At 59.9% G+C, this 15,932-nt stretch carries 12 protein-coding genes; 7 read left to right on the top strand and 5 right to left on the bottom strand.

Translation table 11 applies throughout. The features are described from left to right. Positions 1-235: 235 nt before the first annotated feature. Positions 236-2,104: an ABC transporter ATP-binding protein gene (locus NW839_RS01770; protein WP_414331579.1), complete on the top strand. Its 1,869-nt coding sequence runs from the start codon at positions 236-238 to the stop codon at positions 2,102-2,104. 21 nt (positions 2,105-2,125) lie between these two features. Here NW839_RS01770 and NW839_RS01765 read toward each other — a convergent pair whose 3' ends face one another. Next, positions 2,126-2,332 (bottom strand): hypothetical protein, encoded by a 207-nt coding sequence (locus NW839_RS01765; RefSeq protein ID WP_041436551.1) that lies wholly within the window; start codon positions 2,330-2,332, stop codon positions 2,126-2,128. Positions 2,333-2,510: 178 nt separating this feature from the next. On the opposite strand from NW839_RS01765, the gene NW839_RS01760 reads away from it, so the two are divergent. From NW839_RS01760 to NW839_RS01750, 3 genes are all read left to right on the top strand, one after another. Next, entirely contained in the window at positions 2,511-2,882 is a 372-nt protein-coding gene (locus NW839_RS01760) for a hypothetical protein (protein WP_041436554.1), read from the top strand. Positions 2,883-3,080: 198 nt separating this feature from the next. Further along, positions 3,081-4,592: an AAA family ATPase gene (locus NW839_RS01755; RefSeq protein ID WP_414350810.1), complete on the top strand. Its 1,512-nt coding sequence runs from the start codon at positions 3,081-3,083 to the stop codon at positions 4,590-4,592. 123 nt (positions 4,593-4,715) lie between these two features. Further along, positions 4,716-5,066: a DUF1257 domain-containing protein gene (locus NW839_RS01750; protein ID WP_011433295.1), complete on the top strand. Its 351-nt coding sequence runs from the start codon at positions 4,716-4,718 to the stop codon at positions 5,064-5,066. Between the two features lie 123 nt (positions 5,067-5,189). Here NW839_RS01750 and NW839_RS01745 read toward each other — a convergent pair whose 3' ends face one another. Further along, a complete protein-coding gene (locus NW839_RS01745) occupies positions 5,190-6,428 on the bottom strand; it encodes a phosphoglycerate kinase (protein WP_414350812.1) in 1,239 nt (412 codons plus the stop codon). A 207-nt stretch (positions 6,429-6,635) separates the two neighbouring features. On the opposite strand from NW839_RS01745, the gene pds reads away from it, so the two are divergent. The 3 genes from pds to NW839_RS01730 all read left to right on the top strand — a co-directional run bounded on the left by pds (position 6,636) and on the right by NW839_RS01730 (position 9,989). Next, positions 6,636-8,054 carry a 15-cis-phytoene desaturase gene (gene pds, locus NW839_RS01740; RefSeq protein WP_011433297.1) on the top strand — a complete coding sequence of 473 codons (1,419 nt, stop codon included), beginning with the start codon at positions 6,636-6,638 and terminating at the stop codon, positions 8,052-8,054. A 156-nt stretch (positions 8,055-8,210) separates the two neighbouring features. Continuing rightward, a complete protein-coding gene (locus tag NW839_RS01735) occupies positions 8,211-9,098 on the top strand; it encodes a phytoene synthase (protein WP_414350814.1) in 888 nt (295 codons plus the stop codon). A 75-nt stretch (positions 9,099-9,173) separates the two neighbouring features. Next, entirely contained in the window at positions 9,174-9,989 is an 816-nt protein-coding gene (locus NW839_RS01730; RefSeq protein ID WP_414350816.1) for an ABC transporter permease, read from the top strand. On the opposite strand, the gene NW839_RS01725 is transcribed toward NW839_RS01730, so the two are convergent. The 3 genes from NW839_RS01725 to NW839_RS01715 all read right to left on the bottom strand — a co-directional run bounded on the left by NW839_RS01725 (position 9,986) and on the right by NW839_RS01715 (position 15,910). Next, positions 9,986-15,040 carry a DEAD/DEAH box helicase gene (locus NW839_RS01725; RefSeq protein ID WP_414350819.1) on the bottom strand — a complete coding sequence of 1,685 codons (5,055 nt, stop codon included), beginning with the start codon at positions 15,038-15,040 and terminating at the stop codon, positions 9,986-9,988. The two genes, NW839_RS01730 and NW839_RS01725, sit on opposite strands and share 4 nt — an antisense overlap. A gap of 268 nt (positions 15,041-15,308) precedes the next feature. Further along, complete coding sequence (locus tag NW839_RS01720; protein ID WP_011433301.1) at positions 15,309-15,704, bottom strand: PIN domain nuclease; 396 nt, start codon at positions 15,702-15,704, stop codon at positions 15,309-15,311. Positions 15,705-15,706: 2 nt separating this feature from the next. Beyond that, positions 15,707-15,910, bottom strand: coding sequence for a type II toxin-antitoxin system VapB family antitoxin (locus NW839_RS01715; RefSeq protein WP_011433302.1), 204 nt, complete (start codon positions 15,908-15,910; stop codon positions 15,707-15,709). Positions 15,911-15,932: the final 22 nt, after the last annotated feature.

The raw sequence follows: 15,932 nt of genomic DNA, 5'->3' as shown, positions 1-15,932 counted from the left end.
ATCAAAGCGCATTCCTCCCGGCACTGACCCTACGGGTACAGTGCGGGGCTCCTGCGATTTCTAGCTGAAGCGGCCAGTTTTCCGTCCGTCCCAGAGCCATTAGGGGTGCAGCTATAGCCATTCCCAATGGCGAGGAAACCCTTGCGGATCCCAAACTCCCTCTCCCTCAGGGAGAGCGCTTAGAGTAGATCAGTGCTCTCTATGAGTTGTCTTTGTTGTTCTCGGGTGTAAGCCTGTGAGCCTTGCCGCCTCTCCCCCCGATACCGATTTAAGTAGGGATCCCCGCCCGCGGCGAGCCAGCGATTGGCGGCTGCTGCGGCTCCTCTGGCCCTACGCCCGTCGGCACCTGAAGCTACTGTTGGCCGCCTTGGCCTTTCTGCCTCCCTTGGCGCTGGCGGATGCGGTGCAGCCTCTGATCCTACAGCGGGCTCTGGATGGCCCCATTGCCCGAGCGCTGGAACGAGGTGAGGCCGGGATCCTCTCCGACCTTTGGCCCTATGTGGGGCTGTTGATCCTAACGGTACTGGTTCGCTGGCTCTTCCAAGCCCTGGAAGGGTATGTCAGCCAAAAGCTGGGGCAGTTGATGACCCGCGACATCCGCGACGATCTCTTCGCCCACATTCTGGCCTTGCCGGCTCAGTTTTTCGACCGCACCCCGGTGGGTAAGCTGATCACCCGCATCACCAACGATGTGGAAGCCCTGGGAGATGTCTTTTCCACCGGTGCCGTCGGCATCGTCAGCGACCTGTTTACCCTGGGGGTGATCGCGGTGGTCATGCTCAGCCAACGCTGGGATCTGGGCTTGCTGCTGATCTTGATCGTCCTGCCCATCAGCGCTGTTGTCCTCGAGTTGCAGCGCCGCTTTCGGGATGCCAACTTTCGCGTGCGCGAAGAACTCTCCAAGCTGAACTCCTGGATCCAGGAGAACATCTTGGGCATTACCGTGGTGCAACTGTTTCGGCGGGAGCGGCTCAATAGCGAGATTTTTCAAACCATGAACCGCCGCTACATCCGGGAAGTGGATCAAACCATCCTCTATGATTCTGCCCTTTCTGCCGTTTTGGAGTGGGTGTCTTGGCTGGCCGTGGCGGCTTTGCTCTGGGTGGGCGGGCAGCAGGTGATGTCAGCCGGTAGGGGCTCACTTGGAGGGGGATGGACGGGATCCCTGCCCCTGCCCGGGGAACCCCTCACCTTTGGCAGCCTCTACGCCTTTATTCTCTTTTCGCAACGGTTTTTCAACCCGCTGCGGCAGTTGGCGGAAAAGTTCACCGCCCTGCAGGCGGGGTTCACCGCCGTCGAGCGCATCGATGCCATCCTCAGCCTGCCGGTCGCCATCCGGGATCCCGCTCAGCCCCGCCACTTGCCCCCCAATGCCAGAGGAGAGGTGCAGTTCGAGCACGTCTGGTTTGCCTACAACCCCGGGGAGTGGGTGCTCAAAGACCTCACCTTCACCATCCGCCCCGGAGAAAAAGTGGCCCTGGTGGGGCCCACGGGAGCCGGGAAAAGCTCCATCATTCGCTTGCTCTGCCGTCTCTACGACGTAACCCAGGGATCTATTCGCATTGACGGCGTTGATATTCGGGATCTCCCCCAGGCTGAGCTGCACCGCCACCTAGGGGTAATCCTGCAGGATGGATTTTTGTTTTCCGGGGATATCCAGCAAAACATCACCCTAGGAGAGAAGGCAGATCTAGCGGCAGTGGAGCAGGTCGCCCGCCAACTCAACCTGCATGACTTCCTCCGCAATTTGCCCCAAGGCTACGCCACCCCTGTGCGAGAGCGGGGCAGCAACCTCTCCAGCGGCCAGAAACAGCTTATCAGCTTTGTGCGGGCCATGTGGCGGGATCCCAAAATCTTGGTTTTGGACGAAGCCACCGCCAGCCTGGATGTGGGCACCGAAGCCCTCCTGCAATCCGCTCTAGACACCCTGCTGCGGGATCGCACCGCCCTGATCATCGCCCACCGCCTTTCCACCATCCGCGATGTGGATCGCATCTTGGTTCTGCAGCGGGGGGAACTCAAAGAGCAGGGATCCCATGCCGAGCTCATGGCCCTCAGCGGGCTCTATGCCAGCCTCTATCGGCTGCAAGATCTGGGCGGCTAGCAGGGTGCTTCTGCCCAACCGTCAGCGACTGGCGCCAAAGCGAGACCGAATTGCCTTTAGGGTGGTGAAGCTGGCATCCGCGAACGCGATGCGAGCCTTGCAGAGTAACAGATTGCCGTTATCCACGGCAGTGTCTCTCAAGCTGGCCAAACCATCGCTGGCCTGCACCAGGGCACGGCGGCCCCAGCTAGAGAAATTTTTGCTGAGGGTGTTGATCAAGCGTTCCATAGGGATTGGACATTCCGCTCCTTGTCTTCCACCTAGCCTACTCCCCCAGCCGCAGGTATCCACAGAGGGCCATCAAGAAAATTGTTTGTTACAGATTGTTAAAAACTTGCCGTCAAGCCGGCAGACTGGCTATGATAGGCCCCAAGTTTGGCAAGCAATTCAAAGAAAGCGGTTAGCCATGAATCATCGGCCAGAGGTAGTGGAAGGCACAGAGTCCAAGCAGAAGGTGACCCTGTATCTCTCACCTGAGCTGCACCGGAATCTGAAGATTCGGGCTGCCGTGGAGCGGGAGCCGATGTCGGCAGTGGCAGAGAAGGCCATTACCTTCTATCTGCTTCACCCAGAGGTCATTGAAGGGGTACAAGGTAGCGCCTATCGTGTCCATCAATGTCCCAAGTGTAGTCACCCATTTGTTATCCGCGATGGAGAGGTGGTTTCCCTGCACCAGACATCGGCTGCCGAAGCCATCCTTGAAGAGGTGGAGCCAGAATACTGGGGATCGGCTGCTGGCTCGGAAGAGCAACGGCAGGATGCTCTGGTACCCTGCTAGAACGCTCCCAAGCGGGCCCCCTTCAGGAACTTGAGCTGATAGGAGCAGACAGCAACACAGAAGGCTTCTAAAATCCTCTCAAAATCCATCCAACAAGGGCGTACTCCCAAGTGCAATCCAATACCTAGGCAACTCGAACCCCATTTTTCAACCGTTCTGGCGGCTCCTGAAATTTCCCCTCTGCAGTTGGTGTTTCCCATGCAAGAGCTAAGCATCCTCATTCAAGCTCAATACCCACTGCTGTACCTGCTGACTCCAGAGGAGGAACGGGCAGAAGCGGCTCTGGCAGCAATTGCCCGCACCCTTAAGCCTCAGCGTCGCCTATTCATTTGGACAGTTACCCACGGCATCGTCGAATACGGCAACCCCCGCAGCCTCACCCAGCACAACACCCAATCCCCCCAGCCCGCCATCCAGTGGGTAATGGAGCAAAAGGATCCCGCCATCTGCGTCTTCAAAGACCTACATGACTTCTTGGACAACACCGAGGTGAAGCGCTGGCTGCGGGATGCTATTGCCAGCCTGAAGGGATCCCACAAAACCATCCTGCTCATGTCGCCGGTGCAGGTGATCCCGGTCGAGCTGGAGAAAGACATTTGCGTAGTGGACTTCCCCCTGCCGGACATGGCCACATTGGAGCGCGCCCTCAACCGCCAGCTGGAGCAGATCCCGCGCTCCCTGCCTTTGGCTCCTGATACCCGCGAAAAGTTGCTCAAGGCGGCCCTGGGCCTAACGCAGGACGAGGCAGAAAAAGTCTACCGCAAGGCTGTGGTGATGCATGGTCGCCTCACCGAGGCAGAAGTAGACATCATCCTCTCTGAGAAGAAGCAACTGATCCGGCGCAACGGCATTCTCGAGTTTATCGAAGAGGATGAGACCATCGACGCCGTGGGCGGTCTGGAAGAACTGAAGCGCTGGTTGCTGCAACGCTCTGAAGCTTTTACCGAGCGAGCTCGCGCCTATGGACTGCCCCAGCCTAAGGGGATGCTGATCCTGGGCGTACCCGGCTGTGGCAAGTCGCTGATCGCCAAAACCACGGCTCGTCTCTGGGGCTTGCCTCTGCTGCGTCTGGACATGGGCCGCGTTTATGATGGCTCCATGGTGGGCAAATCGGAAGCAAATCTGCGTAGTGCCCTGCGGACTGCTGAATCTCTCGCCCCTGCCATCCTTTTCATCGACGAGCTGGACAAAGCCTTTGCCGGGTCAGCAGGCTCCAGCGATTCCGACGGGGGCACCTCTAGCCGCATCTTTGGCTCCTTCCTGACCTGGATGCAGGAGAAACGCTCGCCGGTCTTTGTCATGGCCACCGCCAACCGTGTGGACCGTCTGCCGGGCGAATTCTTGCGCAAGGGCCGTTTTGACGAAATCTTCTTCGTGGACTTGCCCAACATCAACGAGCGCATCGAGATCTTTCGGATCCACCTGCAGAAGCGGCGGCGCGATATCAGCCGCTTTGACCTGCGCCAGCTAGCTGCCGCCTGTGAAGGCTTCTCCGGCGCAGAGATCGAACAAGTTTTGATTGCTGCCATGTACGAAGCGTTTGCCCAGAACCGCGAATTTACCCAACTGGACATTTTGGCAGCAACGAAAGCAACTCAACCGCTATCTCGCACCATGACGGAGCAAGTGGTAGCGTTGAGGGAATGGGCCCAGCAGCGGGCTCGGCCTGCAGCGGCCTCTGTAGCCGAGTACCAGCGGCTGGAGTTCTAGGAGGAGGTGAGGATCCAAAGCTACCTTGACAAAGCAGGGACGGCAGGGCCCAAACCTTCCCCAAAGAACAGTGCCCATTGTTTGTGTCGATGTTCCAACCCCTATACAAAGGAGAGAAACACCATGTCTCATTTTAGCACCCTGCGTACCAAAATCACTGACGGTCAAGTCCTGATCAACTCTCTGCGCGATCTCGGCTACACCGTTAAGCTGAACGCCGACGTGCGTGGCTACAACGGCCAGCGTGTTCGCGCTGACATCGTGGCTCAGTTGGAAGGCGACTACGACCTGGGCTGGTCGAAGAATCCCGACGGTTCCTACGACCTGATCGCCGATCTGTGGGGCGTGGCCAAGAAGCACAACCAAACCGAGTTGATCAACTCCATCAACCAAAAGTACGCCGTCAACAAGACCTTGGCCGAGGTGAAGCGTCCTGGCCTGAACAACGCCAACGTTAAAGTGGTGGTGCACTAAGCCGGATCCTGTCTCGCCATCGCTGCAGCGATCTACACCGACTAAAGTTAGGAGGGGCTGAATCCAGCCCCTACTTTTTGGCTTGGTTTTTGGATTGGAGGGGCTGCGACCCGAAGGAGGAACCTACGCTTCTGTGAGAGCGGCAATGCCGGGCAGCACCTTCCCTTCCAATAGCTCTAGGCTGGCTCCGCCACCGGTGGAGATATGGGTCATTTTGTCGGCCAGGCCCACTTTTTCCACGGCAGCCACCGAGTCTCCCCCGCCGATGATGGTGGTGGCTCCCGCTTGAGTGAGATCGGCCAGGGTGCGGGCAATGGCCTCTGTGCCCAGGGCAAAGCGGTCAAACTCAAAGACGCCCATCGGCCCGTTCCAGACCACGGTTTGGCACCCCTGCAGGGCAGCCTGGAAGGCTTTGATCGATTCCGGGCCGATGTCCAAGCCCATCCAATCCTCGGGGATGGCGTGGATGGAAACGGTCTGGGCCTGGGCATCTTTGTCAAACCTATCGGCTACCACCACATCCACCGGCAGCAGCAGCTCCACCCCCCGCTCTTTGGCTTTTTCCATCAGGGAGCGGGCCAGATCCAGCTTGTCGGTTTCCACCAAAGACTTGCCGGTTTGGATCCCTTGGGCTTGGTAAAAGGTAAAGATCATGCCGCCGCCCAGCAGGAGCTTGTCCACTTTTTCCAGGAGCCGCTCAATGACGCCGATCTTAGTGGAGACTTTGGAGCCGCCGATGATGGCCGCCAAGGGGCGCCGCGGATTCTCGATGGCGCCCGAAAGAAACTGCAGCTCCTTTTCCACCAGGTAGCCGGCCACAGCAGGCTGGAGGTAGGCGGTGACGCCGGCAGTGGAGGCGTGGGCGCGGTGGGCGCTGCCAAAGGCGTCGTTGACAAACAGGTCGGCCAGTGAGGCCAGCTTGCGGGCAAATTCCGGGTCGTTGTCCTCCTCTTCTGGGTAGAAGCGGACGTTTTCCAGCAGGGCCACCTGGCCGTTTTCCAGGCGGTTCACTACCGCCTCGGCCTCAGGGCCGATGCAGTCGGGGGCAAAGGCAACCGGCTGGCCCAGCAATTGAGAAAGACGGGTGGCTACGGGGGCCAGGCTATTGCCCTCGCGGGCGACCTTAACCGCGCCTGTCTCTTTGTCCTTCTTGACGGGGCGGCCCAGGTGGCTGGTGAGGATCACTTTGGCGCCTGCCTGGGTGAGGGCCTGGATGGTGGGCAGGGAGGCGCGAATGCGGGTGTCGTCGGTGATGTTGCCCTGGGGATCCAACGGGACGTTGAAGTCGGCGCGCACCAGCACGCGCTTGCCGTTTAAATCAAAGCCAGATGACAGCAGGGATCCCAGTGTTTGTTTGGCCATCGTTGTTTTCCCCCGGACTGCAGAAAATCTTTATTTTTTCTTCCGTATGTATCCTACCAGCGATTGGGATCCCGGCAGTGAGACAGATGGGCTCAGGGATCCCCTTGTTCCGCTGCTTTTGCTGGGTCGGCCTTCCGTCTGCCCCTTGGCCCCGGCAATTGTAACGGTTTGCAAATAGAATAAAAATGTTGCTTTGTCGTTACCCTCATGCGTGTTGCCATTGCTGGTGGCGGGCTGGCCGGGCTGGCCTGTGCCAAGTATCTCTGCGATGCCGGGCATCAACCGCTCCTCTTTGAGCGGCGGGATGTTTTGGGTGGCCTGGTGGCTGCCTGGAAAGATGCCGACGGCGACTGGATCGAGACGGGGCTGCACAACTTTTTTGGCGCCTACCCCAACACGTTGCAGCTGTTCCGGGAGCTGGGCATCTCCGATCGCCTGCAGTGGAAGGAACACAGCTTGATTTTCAACCAGCCGGACAAGCCGGGCACCTATTCCCGCTTTGACCTGCCGGATATTCCCGCTCCTTTCAACGCCATTGTCGGCATCTTGCGCAACAACGACATGCTCACCTGGGGGGAAAAGGTGAAGTTTGCCCTGGGGCTGGTGCCGGCCATGATTCGCGGCCAGCGCTATGTGGAGCAGATGGATCGCTATAGCCTCTTGGAATGGCTGCGGCGGCAGGGTATTGACGAGCGGGTCAACACCGATATTTTCATTGCCGTCTCCAAGGCCCTGGCCTTCATCAACCCGGAGGAGATCTCGGCCATGGTGCCCCTGACGGCCTTGAACCGCTTTTTGCAGCAAAAAGATGGCTCTAGGATTGCCTACCTAGACGGCGCTCCCCCAGAGCGGCTCTGCCAGCCGATGGTGGACTACATTGTCGCCCGTGGGGGGGAAGTGCATTTGAAGGCGGCGTTGCAGGACATTCGTCTCAACCTCGATAACAGCGTGGCCGGGTTTTGCTTAGCCACCCCCTCTGGGCCGGTGGAGGTGACTGCCGATGCCTATGTCTCGGCCCTTTCGGTGGATGCCCTCAAGGAGCTGCTGCCGGCGCAGTGGTGGGGGATCCCCTTTTTCCAAAAGCTGCGTGAACTGGAGGGGGTGCCAGTAATTAGCCTGCAGATCTGGTTTGACCGCAAGATTACTCACATCGATCACTCCCTGTTTTCCCGCTCGCCGCTATTGAGCGTGTATGCCGACATGAGCAACACCTGCCGGGCCTATGCCGATCCGGAGCGGTCCATGTTGGAGCTGGTGCTGGCTCCGGCTGCCGAGTGGATTGATCGCGGCGATGAGGAGATCTTTGCCGCCACGCTGGAGGAACTGAAAAAACTCTTTCCCCAGCACCTTACCGGCCCCAACCCCGCCCGCGTGCGCAAGTGGGTGGTGGTGAAAACGCCGCGCTCGGTCTACAAGGCTACCCCTGGCAGACAGCAGTATCGCCCCACTCAAGTTACCCCTATTCCCAACTTCTTCTTGGCGGGCAGCTACACCCTACAGCCCTTCCTGGGCAGCATGGAGGGGGCCATCCTCTCCGGCAAGTGGGCGGCGGAGGCCATCAACAAGGGGATCCCATTTCAACGCGCTTCTGTCTCGGCCTCAACTCTGGCAGCTGCGGGGGTCTAGCTCTCCGCCGTCCGCCTCCTATGCCTTTTGAATCTTTCTTTTCCCCACAACCTCTTCTAGGCTATCCGCGGCGTCCGCTTTCCCGTAGTGTTGATATGTGCCCTCGCCGTTCCTCTTCCTTCTCTATCCTGGCCCTGTGCTCCTGGAGATAGCCAGATGAGTCCACTTGAGCAATCTTTTGCCCTCTGTCGCCAGATTACGGCCAAGCACGCTAAGACTTTCTACCTGGGATCCCTGCTCTTGCCCCAGTCCAAACGGCGGGCCATCTGGGCCATCTACGCTTGGCTGCGGCAAACCGATGAGTTGCTGGATGGACTGGAAGCCAGCCAGGCAGAGGTGGAGGTCACCCGCAGCAAGCTGGAGCAGTGGGGATCCCATCTGGAGTCGCTCTTCCAGGGAGGCGAACCGCAAGTCCCCACGGACCTCGCTTTGATCCACACCATCCGCACCTACCGCCTTTCCATCGAGCCGTTTCGCGAGATGCTGCGGGGGCAGAGCATGGACTTGGATACCCAGCGCTACGCCACCTGGGAGGATCTGCGGGTCTACTGCTACCGCGTGGCTGGGGTGGTGGGGCTGATGTGCTCGGAGATCATGGGGTTTGTGCCGGGCCGGGATGGCCGCGAGGAGGCGGTGGCGCTGGGGATCGCCATGCAACTAACCAACATCTTGCGGGATGTGGGAGAGGACGCCCGCCGCGGGCGGATCTACATCCCCCTGGAAGATCTGCGCCGCTTCAACTACTCCGAGCGGGACCTGTTTAACTATGTTATTGACGAGCGCTGGATGGCTTTGATGGACTATGAGATCCGGCGGGCTAGAGAGCTCTATGCCCAAGCGGAACGGGGGATCCCTACCCTGCAGCCGGACTCCCGCTGGCCGGTAGCCGCTTCCTTGATGCTCTACCGGCAGATTCTCAACGCCATCGAGCGCAACCACTACCAGGTTTTTCGCACCCGCGCTTACGTGTCCACTCTCAGCAAGGCATTGGCGCTGCCGGTGGCCTGGTGGCGGTCGCGGCGCTCCAACTACTACGGTTACTAGTAGGGAGCAGCAAGCAGTTCCCCACGGCCGCGGCAGCAGAAAACAAGAAGACCTCTTATACAGCGAAGAAAACCTATGGTATGCCGTGCCCTGACCCTACCCTATCGGCGAATCTGGGAAGACAGTTTAACCATCTTCTGGCGCGACTGGCTGGATCTGCGGGGGCGAGTTTGGCAGGTGGTGGCCTCGGGGCTGGTGGCTCCCCTCATCTACATTGTTGCCTTTGGGGTGGGCTTGGGGGGATCCCTGCGGGCCGAAGCTTTGGCCGAGGTGGCCGGATCCACGGCGGCAGGTTCTTATTTGCGCTTTATCTTGCCGGGGATGGTGGCTCTTTCAGCCATGACCATCAGCTTTGCCGGCACCACCTTCTCCATTTGTGGATCGCGGCTATTTACCAAGAGCTTTGAAGAGCTGCTGCTGTTGCCGGTGCACCCCTTGTCTTTGCATCTGGGCAAGGTGCTGGCGGGCATTGCCCGCGGCCTGCTGACGGCCTTGGGGGTGTTGGCGGTGGGGGTGCTGGGTACGGGGGCCTGGGGCCTGCTTCACCCCTTGTCGCTGTTGGTTCTACTTTTGGATTGCGCCGTCTTTGCCGGCATTGGGGTAATTGCTGGCTTGAAGGTGCCCAGCCTGGAGAGTGTGGGCGTGCTAACCAACTTTTTGATTACGCCCATGTCTTTCCTAGGGGCCACCTTTTTCGATCCCGCCCAGTTGCCGACCTACCTGCAGGTGCTGGTCTATTGCCTGCCCCTTTCCTACGCCAGCATTGGCATGCGGGCAGCCGCCTACCAGCCGCTTGCGGAGTTTCCCTGGTACACGGTGGGAGTTTTGGGCGGCTTGGCGGTAATCCTGGCTTTTGTGGGAGCTTATCTGTTTTCCCACCAGCAGGACTAGCTGCCCTTGCCAAATACTTCTGGGTAGCGAGCCAGCTGCTCTTGCAAATCTTGGTTGTAGCGCAGAACAAGCACGCGGTAGCCCCGTCCCTGCAGCTGCGAGCGCAGTTGGCGATCCCGTTCCGCTTGGGCAGGCTGGTCGTGGACTGGGCCATCGCAGAAGATGCAGATGTTGGGGCTGTAGAAGAAGTCAACGACGCAGTCGGGATCGGCAATGGCTTTCTGGGCATCCTCAGGCAGCCGATACCCTCCTGCTGCCAGCGTTTCGAGAAAGCGGCGCTCCAGTTCAGAGCGAGGGTCCAGGAGCTGGCGCAGCCACTCCAGGTGCTCTTGGCGGGAGCGACCCAGGGAGCGCAGCTCGGTGCGGCTGTTGGCCAGCAGGCCCAAAAGATCCCGGATCTGATAGCGGTCAAGCTGCAGCGCTTCCCGTTGGTTGGCATAGCTGAGCAGGCATTCGTAGCAGGCTGCTCGGCATTCGGGCCGCAGGTCTTGGATCCCGGCCTCTGAAAGCTGGAAGTGACAGATCTCCAGCGCCACTTGGGCCACTTCCGCTAGAGCCTGGGGCTCTTCCACCAGGCGCCGCAGGACGCCAGCGCCCCCTTCTGCTGTTTCGTAGAAGAGCATGGCCTGATGGGATCCCTGGCCGATGCACTCGGCGGCCAGCTCTGTCTCTTCTAGCTCAAAGGTCTCTTCGATCCCTCGCTTGAGGGCATAGCGCAGGGTGGTCTCCAGGGCCTGCGGATTCTCCACCCCTGGCTGAACCAGGCGCACCAGCAACAGGTTTTGGGTACTGCGCACCGCCAGGCGAATGGACTGCAGGGGGACTGGGTTGGACGAGCCTGCCCTGTTCCGCTCAAGCTGAGCTCGCGAGGGAACTTCCCCATTTTCAAAGTTGACCAAAAAGCCGCGCCCTCCACTTCCCCGCCAGCCGTGGTTGATGCGTAGCAGGGTGGCCGCCGGGGCATAGCGCAACTGCAGCAGGGGAGTTTGTCCGCTCAGCACATCAGCTTCTTGGACGCGGTAGCCAGAGCTTTCGGGAGCAAACTGGAAGAAGGTCTGCAGCTCGTAGCCTTGCCGCCGCCGCTCCTCTTCGTCAGCTGTGATGCGATCCCGCCGCCGCATGCGCACATTGGGCATTTCCAGAAGCTGGGTAAAGAGGCTGTTTTGCCCATCGAACTGGGTGCCGCAGACGGGGCAGCAATCCAGGTGGGGATCGGCAAAGGCCCCACAGCTAAAACAGAGCTTGTGGCTACTTTTGCGCTCCTCCAGGCCGCCGGGCGGAGCCTGAAACACCACTGCTTCCCACTGGCAGCCCTCATGGTAGAGGAAGTTGTGGGGAGCAAACTCGCGGATAGCCAAAAAGCGAGGCCGGGCGATGAACTCGCCCTCGCTGCCGCGGGGCACCCAGGCCCGCACCGGCAAGGCAGGGAAGTTGTAGCCGGGCAAGAAGCCTTCGCTAGCCAAATAGCGGTAGGGATAGAAGTCGCTTTCCTCCCGCTGGGTTCCAATCTGCAGCAGCAAGTTGCGCTGGCGCAGGGCTTCTTGCTGGCGGCGCTCGGCTTCCTGTTGGTCTTTCTTTTGGCGAGTCGTCTGGAGCTGGCGGTTAGCGGCTTCCAACTGCTGCGTGGCAGCCCGATAGAGCTCTCGCCAGCGATCGAAAGCTCGGTCAAAAGCCTGGGGTGCCTCTTCAATGACCTGCTGAAGCCAGCGCTCGCTAAACCAGCCGCTTTTATCTAGGAGTTGGCGATCGGCGGCCAGCAGCTTCTGCACCTGCTCCTTCACTTGTTGGCGGGCAGACTCCTCAAGTTGGATTTGCTGGGCCACTGTCTCCCTGAGGGGCAGCTCTTCCCGATCCGCGTCGATGACGGTTTCAATGGAATTGCCTAGGGGCAGGCGCACCTGAGCCAACCAAACGGCGTGGATGTGAGCGCGCAGCAGCGATTCGTTGGCTAGATCCAGGCGGGGAGGGCGCACGCGACCGGCCACCATCTCGGGGCGGCGGCGGAAGTAGTACTGGTCGTGGCTATTGAAAGCCCCGCAATAGGTGATGATGAGTCCCGGCTGCCCCTGGCGGCCTGCCCGACCGCTGCGCTGGGCGTAGTTGGCGGGTGTGGGGGGCACGTTGCGCAGATGTACCAGATCCAAATCGGCAATATCGACCCCCAACTCCAGGGTTGGCGAGCACACCAAATAGGGAAGGCGTCGAGCTTGATCCTCCCCGCGAAAGCGCCTTTCTCGCTGCTCCCGCTCTCCTGGCCGAACCACCTGAGCCGTGTGCTCCCTAGCCTCCAGGGATCCTAGCCCTGCTGCCCCGGCTCGGTAGAGCTCCTGAAAGAAGGGGTTGATGGGACGGCGGACAGAGGTGTAGCCCTCCTGCTGGGCGCTGCGGGAATACAGAGGATCCGGCGGCGGCAGGCCATCCCCCAGACACCAGCGCAGACAGCCGGCGTCTAGCTGGTATGCTACCTGGCCATTTTCCACGTGGCGCCGTAGCAGGCCCTGTCTGACCAGGAGAGACAGCAGGGACTCCAAAAACCTGTCGTAGGCTTCTTGGTTCAGATCAAGGCGCCTGCGGAGGAAGCGACCAATGGTGCTGCGGGGGCCCAGGCTGAGCATTTGCCCGTTTTCCCGGGAAGGGTTCTGGCGCACAAAGAAGCGAGCCGTCCGCAACTCCTCATGCTCTTCCAGGCCCCAAAACTCATTGAGATATTGCTGGGCGCGCCGGCGCAGCCTTCTCTGGGGCTCTGCCTTGAGCACGGGCACATCGATGGCCAATTGGCGCCGAAACTGATCCAACAGAGCCCGCAGCAGTTGCTCTTGCTCCTCAGGGCTGGCTTGGGCAAACCAGGGGTGAAGGGAAGCCAGGGCTGAATTTTGGCAGAGCTCCCCGAGGCCGCGGTACTCGATTTTCAGCAGGCCCACCTGTTCCAAGTTGGGGTGGGTAACCCGCCAGCCGCGCCGCAGATCTTCATAGAGCCGGTATTCGGTTAGCTCGCTAAAGGTCTGCCACACTTCCTCGGCACTGGGCGAGTCGGGATCCAAAGCCGGGTTTTGGGCAATGTCGGCAAGCTCCAGGCCAGAAGCCCGCACCACTTCCTGGGTCACCTCGTCAAAGCCCAGCTCTTTTTTCTTGAGGAGGGCAGCATAGAGCGAGGCCCGCAGAAGGGCCACATGCACAAAATCGTTGAAGTGGCCGGCCTGCAGGGAGGCGTCCTGGCGGTTGTCGGTAAAAGTCAGCAGCTTGCTGCAAGCGGCCTGGGTTTGCTCGGCATGGCGCAGCAGGGAGGTGGCAAGGATGGTGGTGGCGCTGGAGCGGCCTTCGCTGGAGAGGGAAGCCAGCTTGACAAACTCCCGCTCGCGGCCCCTGTAGTACTCGCCGCAGGCCAGGCACAGGGAAAAGGGGTGGGGCTGCCACCACATCTTCTGCGCCTCCGCCTGGGGGTACTCGGAAAAGGAGCCATCCGGGCGCACCCAGACGGCTTGGGGGACGCGCTTTCCCCAGTTGGGCCTGAGTCTGCCCTCAGGGGTGTACCAGTCTTCGGGGATCTGCTCCAGCGACCACTCGTTGTCAATGGGATCCAAGCTGAGGTAGCCGGCCTGCTGGTCTTCGCCTTCCTCAACCTCTTCCCCCAGAGGATAGGGCAGGAAGTGAGTCTTTGACCTGAGGACGTGGTAGTAGTCCTGGCCACAGTGGCGGCAGAACTTGACGGGGAAAAACAGCTTTCCTTCCCCTGCTTGCACTTGTCCTTCCAGGGAAAACTGCCGCTTGTCCCGACTTTCCAGGGTGGCATAGAGGGTGCGGCCCTGGGAGATAAACTGGTGCAACTTCAAGGCCGGGCCGCGGCTAGAGCCCTCCCGCAGGCTGCTGGCGTGGGCCAGAAACTGGCGTAGGGACTCGGTGCAGCTCTCAGGGGTAGTGCTGGTCAGCTCTGCCAGTTGGGCGGCCACCTCGGAGAGCTTCCTGGGCACGCGGCGCTTGATGCCGTCGGGACTTAACTCTAGGCCCAGCTCGTACTCCAACCAGCGCATCAGGGGGTGGCGGCGCAGGGTGGCCAGGTCTGTTGGCCAGGGCGGATCGAGGGCGTTCTTTAGCTCTGCTGGGGTGGGGGGGCCGCCTTCGCTGAAGGGAGCCAGGGTTTCTTCAATAACATCCTCCAGCTCAAAGCAATGGCCGAAAAAACGGCTGGCAAAGGCGGCTACAGTCTGGCGGCGCTCCTGGGCGTCGGCTTCTGGTCGGGAGATCATGGTGGCGCTGGTGCCAATATGCACCAAGTTCTTGGCCCCACAGCGTCCTTTTAGGCGGCGAACCAGCATCGCCACATCGGCCCCCTGCCGGCCTCGGTAGGTGTGCAGCTCGTCAAAGACCAGAAAGCGCAGCCCTCCCATCTCGGGATTCAAAAACCGCTGATCTTCAGGACGAACCAGGAGGAGTTCTGCCATCACATAGTTGGTGAGCAGAATTTGAGGTGGATCCCGCCGTAGCTGGTCTCGTTCGTTTTCCGAAGTTTCCCCGGTGTACTTGGCAAAGCGCAGCGGAAAAGGGCGATGGTAGGCGCGCTCGTAGCGCTCGCGCAGAGTTTGTAAAGACTGGTATTGGGAGTTAACCAGGGCGTTCATGGGATAGACCACCAGGGCCGTCACCTGGCCCAGGGATCCCCCCTGGCGAATCCAGTTGTCAATGATGGGCAAGAAGTAGCAAAGGCTTTTGCCAGAGCCGGTGCCGCTGGTAACGACAAAACTCTTGCCTGCTAGGGCCTTGGCAACAGCTTCCTCCTGGTGGCGGTAGAGGCGGAAGGGTCTGCCATCCTCAAAGCGGAAAATGCGGGCTGTTTCTTGGGCAATGCGCCCCGCCTCGGCCAACTCGTCAACGGTTGGACCAGATACATAACTAGGGCTGAGCTGGAGGAGGGGTTCTGGCCAGAGGTGGATCCCTTCCTCTAGAGCTTGATTCACAAAGGCTTGCGCCCGTTGGTCGCCAATGAGAAAAAAGGAGCGGACAAAATCGCGATAGTCGTCCAGAACAGTGGCGTGGAGATCAAAGATGGTGGACATCGAATCTGCCCTTAAGGCCCGCTTGGTTAGCTCAAGCCTAGCTTGAAGATGCCGCAAGTGGTGTTTGAAACCGCACCCACCAAGATCTACGGCCCGCTGAACGGCAAAAAGATATCTCCGAAGTGGGATCGGCAATGCGCCAGCTTCCCCCACACCTCCAGTACCCGCCGACGGCTGCAGCGTTCTCCGAATGCAGGAACCAGAATCCCTTGCCTTTAGGCAGGGGGTATGTCAAGAGAAAACTGGTCTGCAGAAGGCCACCTCTGCCTCATGGACGAATAACCCGCAATCCTAGATGCGCCTCGTAGCCATCGAAGTCACTGTCGTGGTGGAGGAGCGGAACATTGTTCTCAATGCACCAAGTGGCAATCAAACTGTCTATTGTTTTGCGCACCGTCACGCCTTTGCGACGCAACAAGCGAAAGTTCTGCGCACTTTTCACCGCCAGGGAGGGGTTAACCATTTGCACCTGATGCAATTTCACCAGAGCACAGCGAGCCTGCTCGAAATCGGCATCTTTGCGAAAGCCCTGCAAGACTTCTGCCAAAATCAGGTCGCCCACCAGGATAAGAGTTTGATCCAGGGCCCAATCCAGATAGTCGGTGTGAAGCGATGAAATGCCGTTGAAGTAATCAATCCAGATGGTGCTGTCCACCAGGATCATCCTCAGTCCTGCAGGCACGACAGGCGTTGCTGCTGCAAATTGCCCTCCCATTTCAACTTGCCGCGTAAGTTGCGGATCTCAGCTTGCTCGTGTAGGCGAATCAGGACACGCAGCGCTTCGTGAATCACCTCGCGCTTGGTCTTGAGGCCGGTTACCTGGCGGGCACGCTCGATCAGGTCGTCATCCAGGACGATGTTGGTGCGCATGAGGAGCCACTTGTGTGTATAG

It is taken from the genome of Synechococcus sp. R5-15, assembly GCF_047462035.1.
GTDB lineage: Bacteria > Cyanobacteriota > Cyanobacteriia > Thermostichales > Thermostichaceae > Thermostichus.
The sequence above is the reverse complement of the archived record's forward strand: the minus strand, read 5'-3'. Positions and strand labels throughout refer to the sequence as shown.

Bases quoted from the DNA above. Each gene is read 5' to 3' on its own strand.
- NW839_RS01725 (WP_414350819.1), bottom strand. From the start codon at position 15,040: ATGTCCACCATCTTTGATCTCCACGCCACTGTTCTGGACGACTATCGC.
- pds (WP_011433297.1), top strand. From the start codon at position 6,636: ATGCGTGTTGCCATTGCTGGTGGCGGGCTGGCCGGGCTGGCCTGTGCC.
- NW839_RS01730 (WP_414350816.1), top strand. From the start codon at position 9,174: ATGGTATGCCGTGCCCTGACCCTACCCTATCGGCGAATCTGGGAAGAC.
- NW839_RS01715 (WP_011433302.1), bottom strand. From the start codon at position 15,910: ATGCGCACCAACATCGTCCTGGATGACGACCTGATCGAGCGTGCCCGC.
- NW839_RS01765 (WP_041436551.1), bottom strand. From the start codon at position 2,332: ATGGAACGCTTGATCAACACCCTCAGCAAAAATTTCTCTAGCTGGGGC.
- NW839_RS01735 (WP_414350814.1), top strand. From the start codon at position 8,211: ATGAGTCCACTTGAGCAATCTTTTGCCCTCTGTCGCCAGATTACGGCC.
- NW839_RS01745 (WP_414350812.1), bottom strand. From the start codon at position 6,428: ATGGCCAAACAAACACTGGGATCCCTGCTGTCATCTGGCTTTGATTTA.
- NW839_RS01760 (WP_041436554.1), top strand. From the start codon at position 2,511: ATGAATCATCGGCCAGAGGTAGTGGAAGGCACAGAGTCCAAGCAGAAG.
- NW839_RS01750 (WP_011433295.1), top strand. From the start codon at position 4,716: ATGTCTCATTTTAGCACCCTGCGTACCAAAATCACTGACGGTCAAGTC.
- NW839_RS01755 (WP_414350810.1), top strand. From the start codon at position 3,081: ATGCAAGAGCTAAGCATCCTCATTCAAGCTCAATACCCACTGCTGTAC.
- NW839_RS01720 (WP_011433301.1), bottom strand. From the start codon at position 15,704: ATGATCCTGGTGGACAGCACCATCTGGATTGATTACTTCAACGGCATT.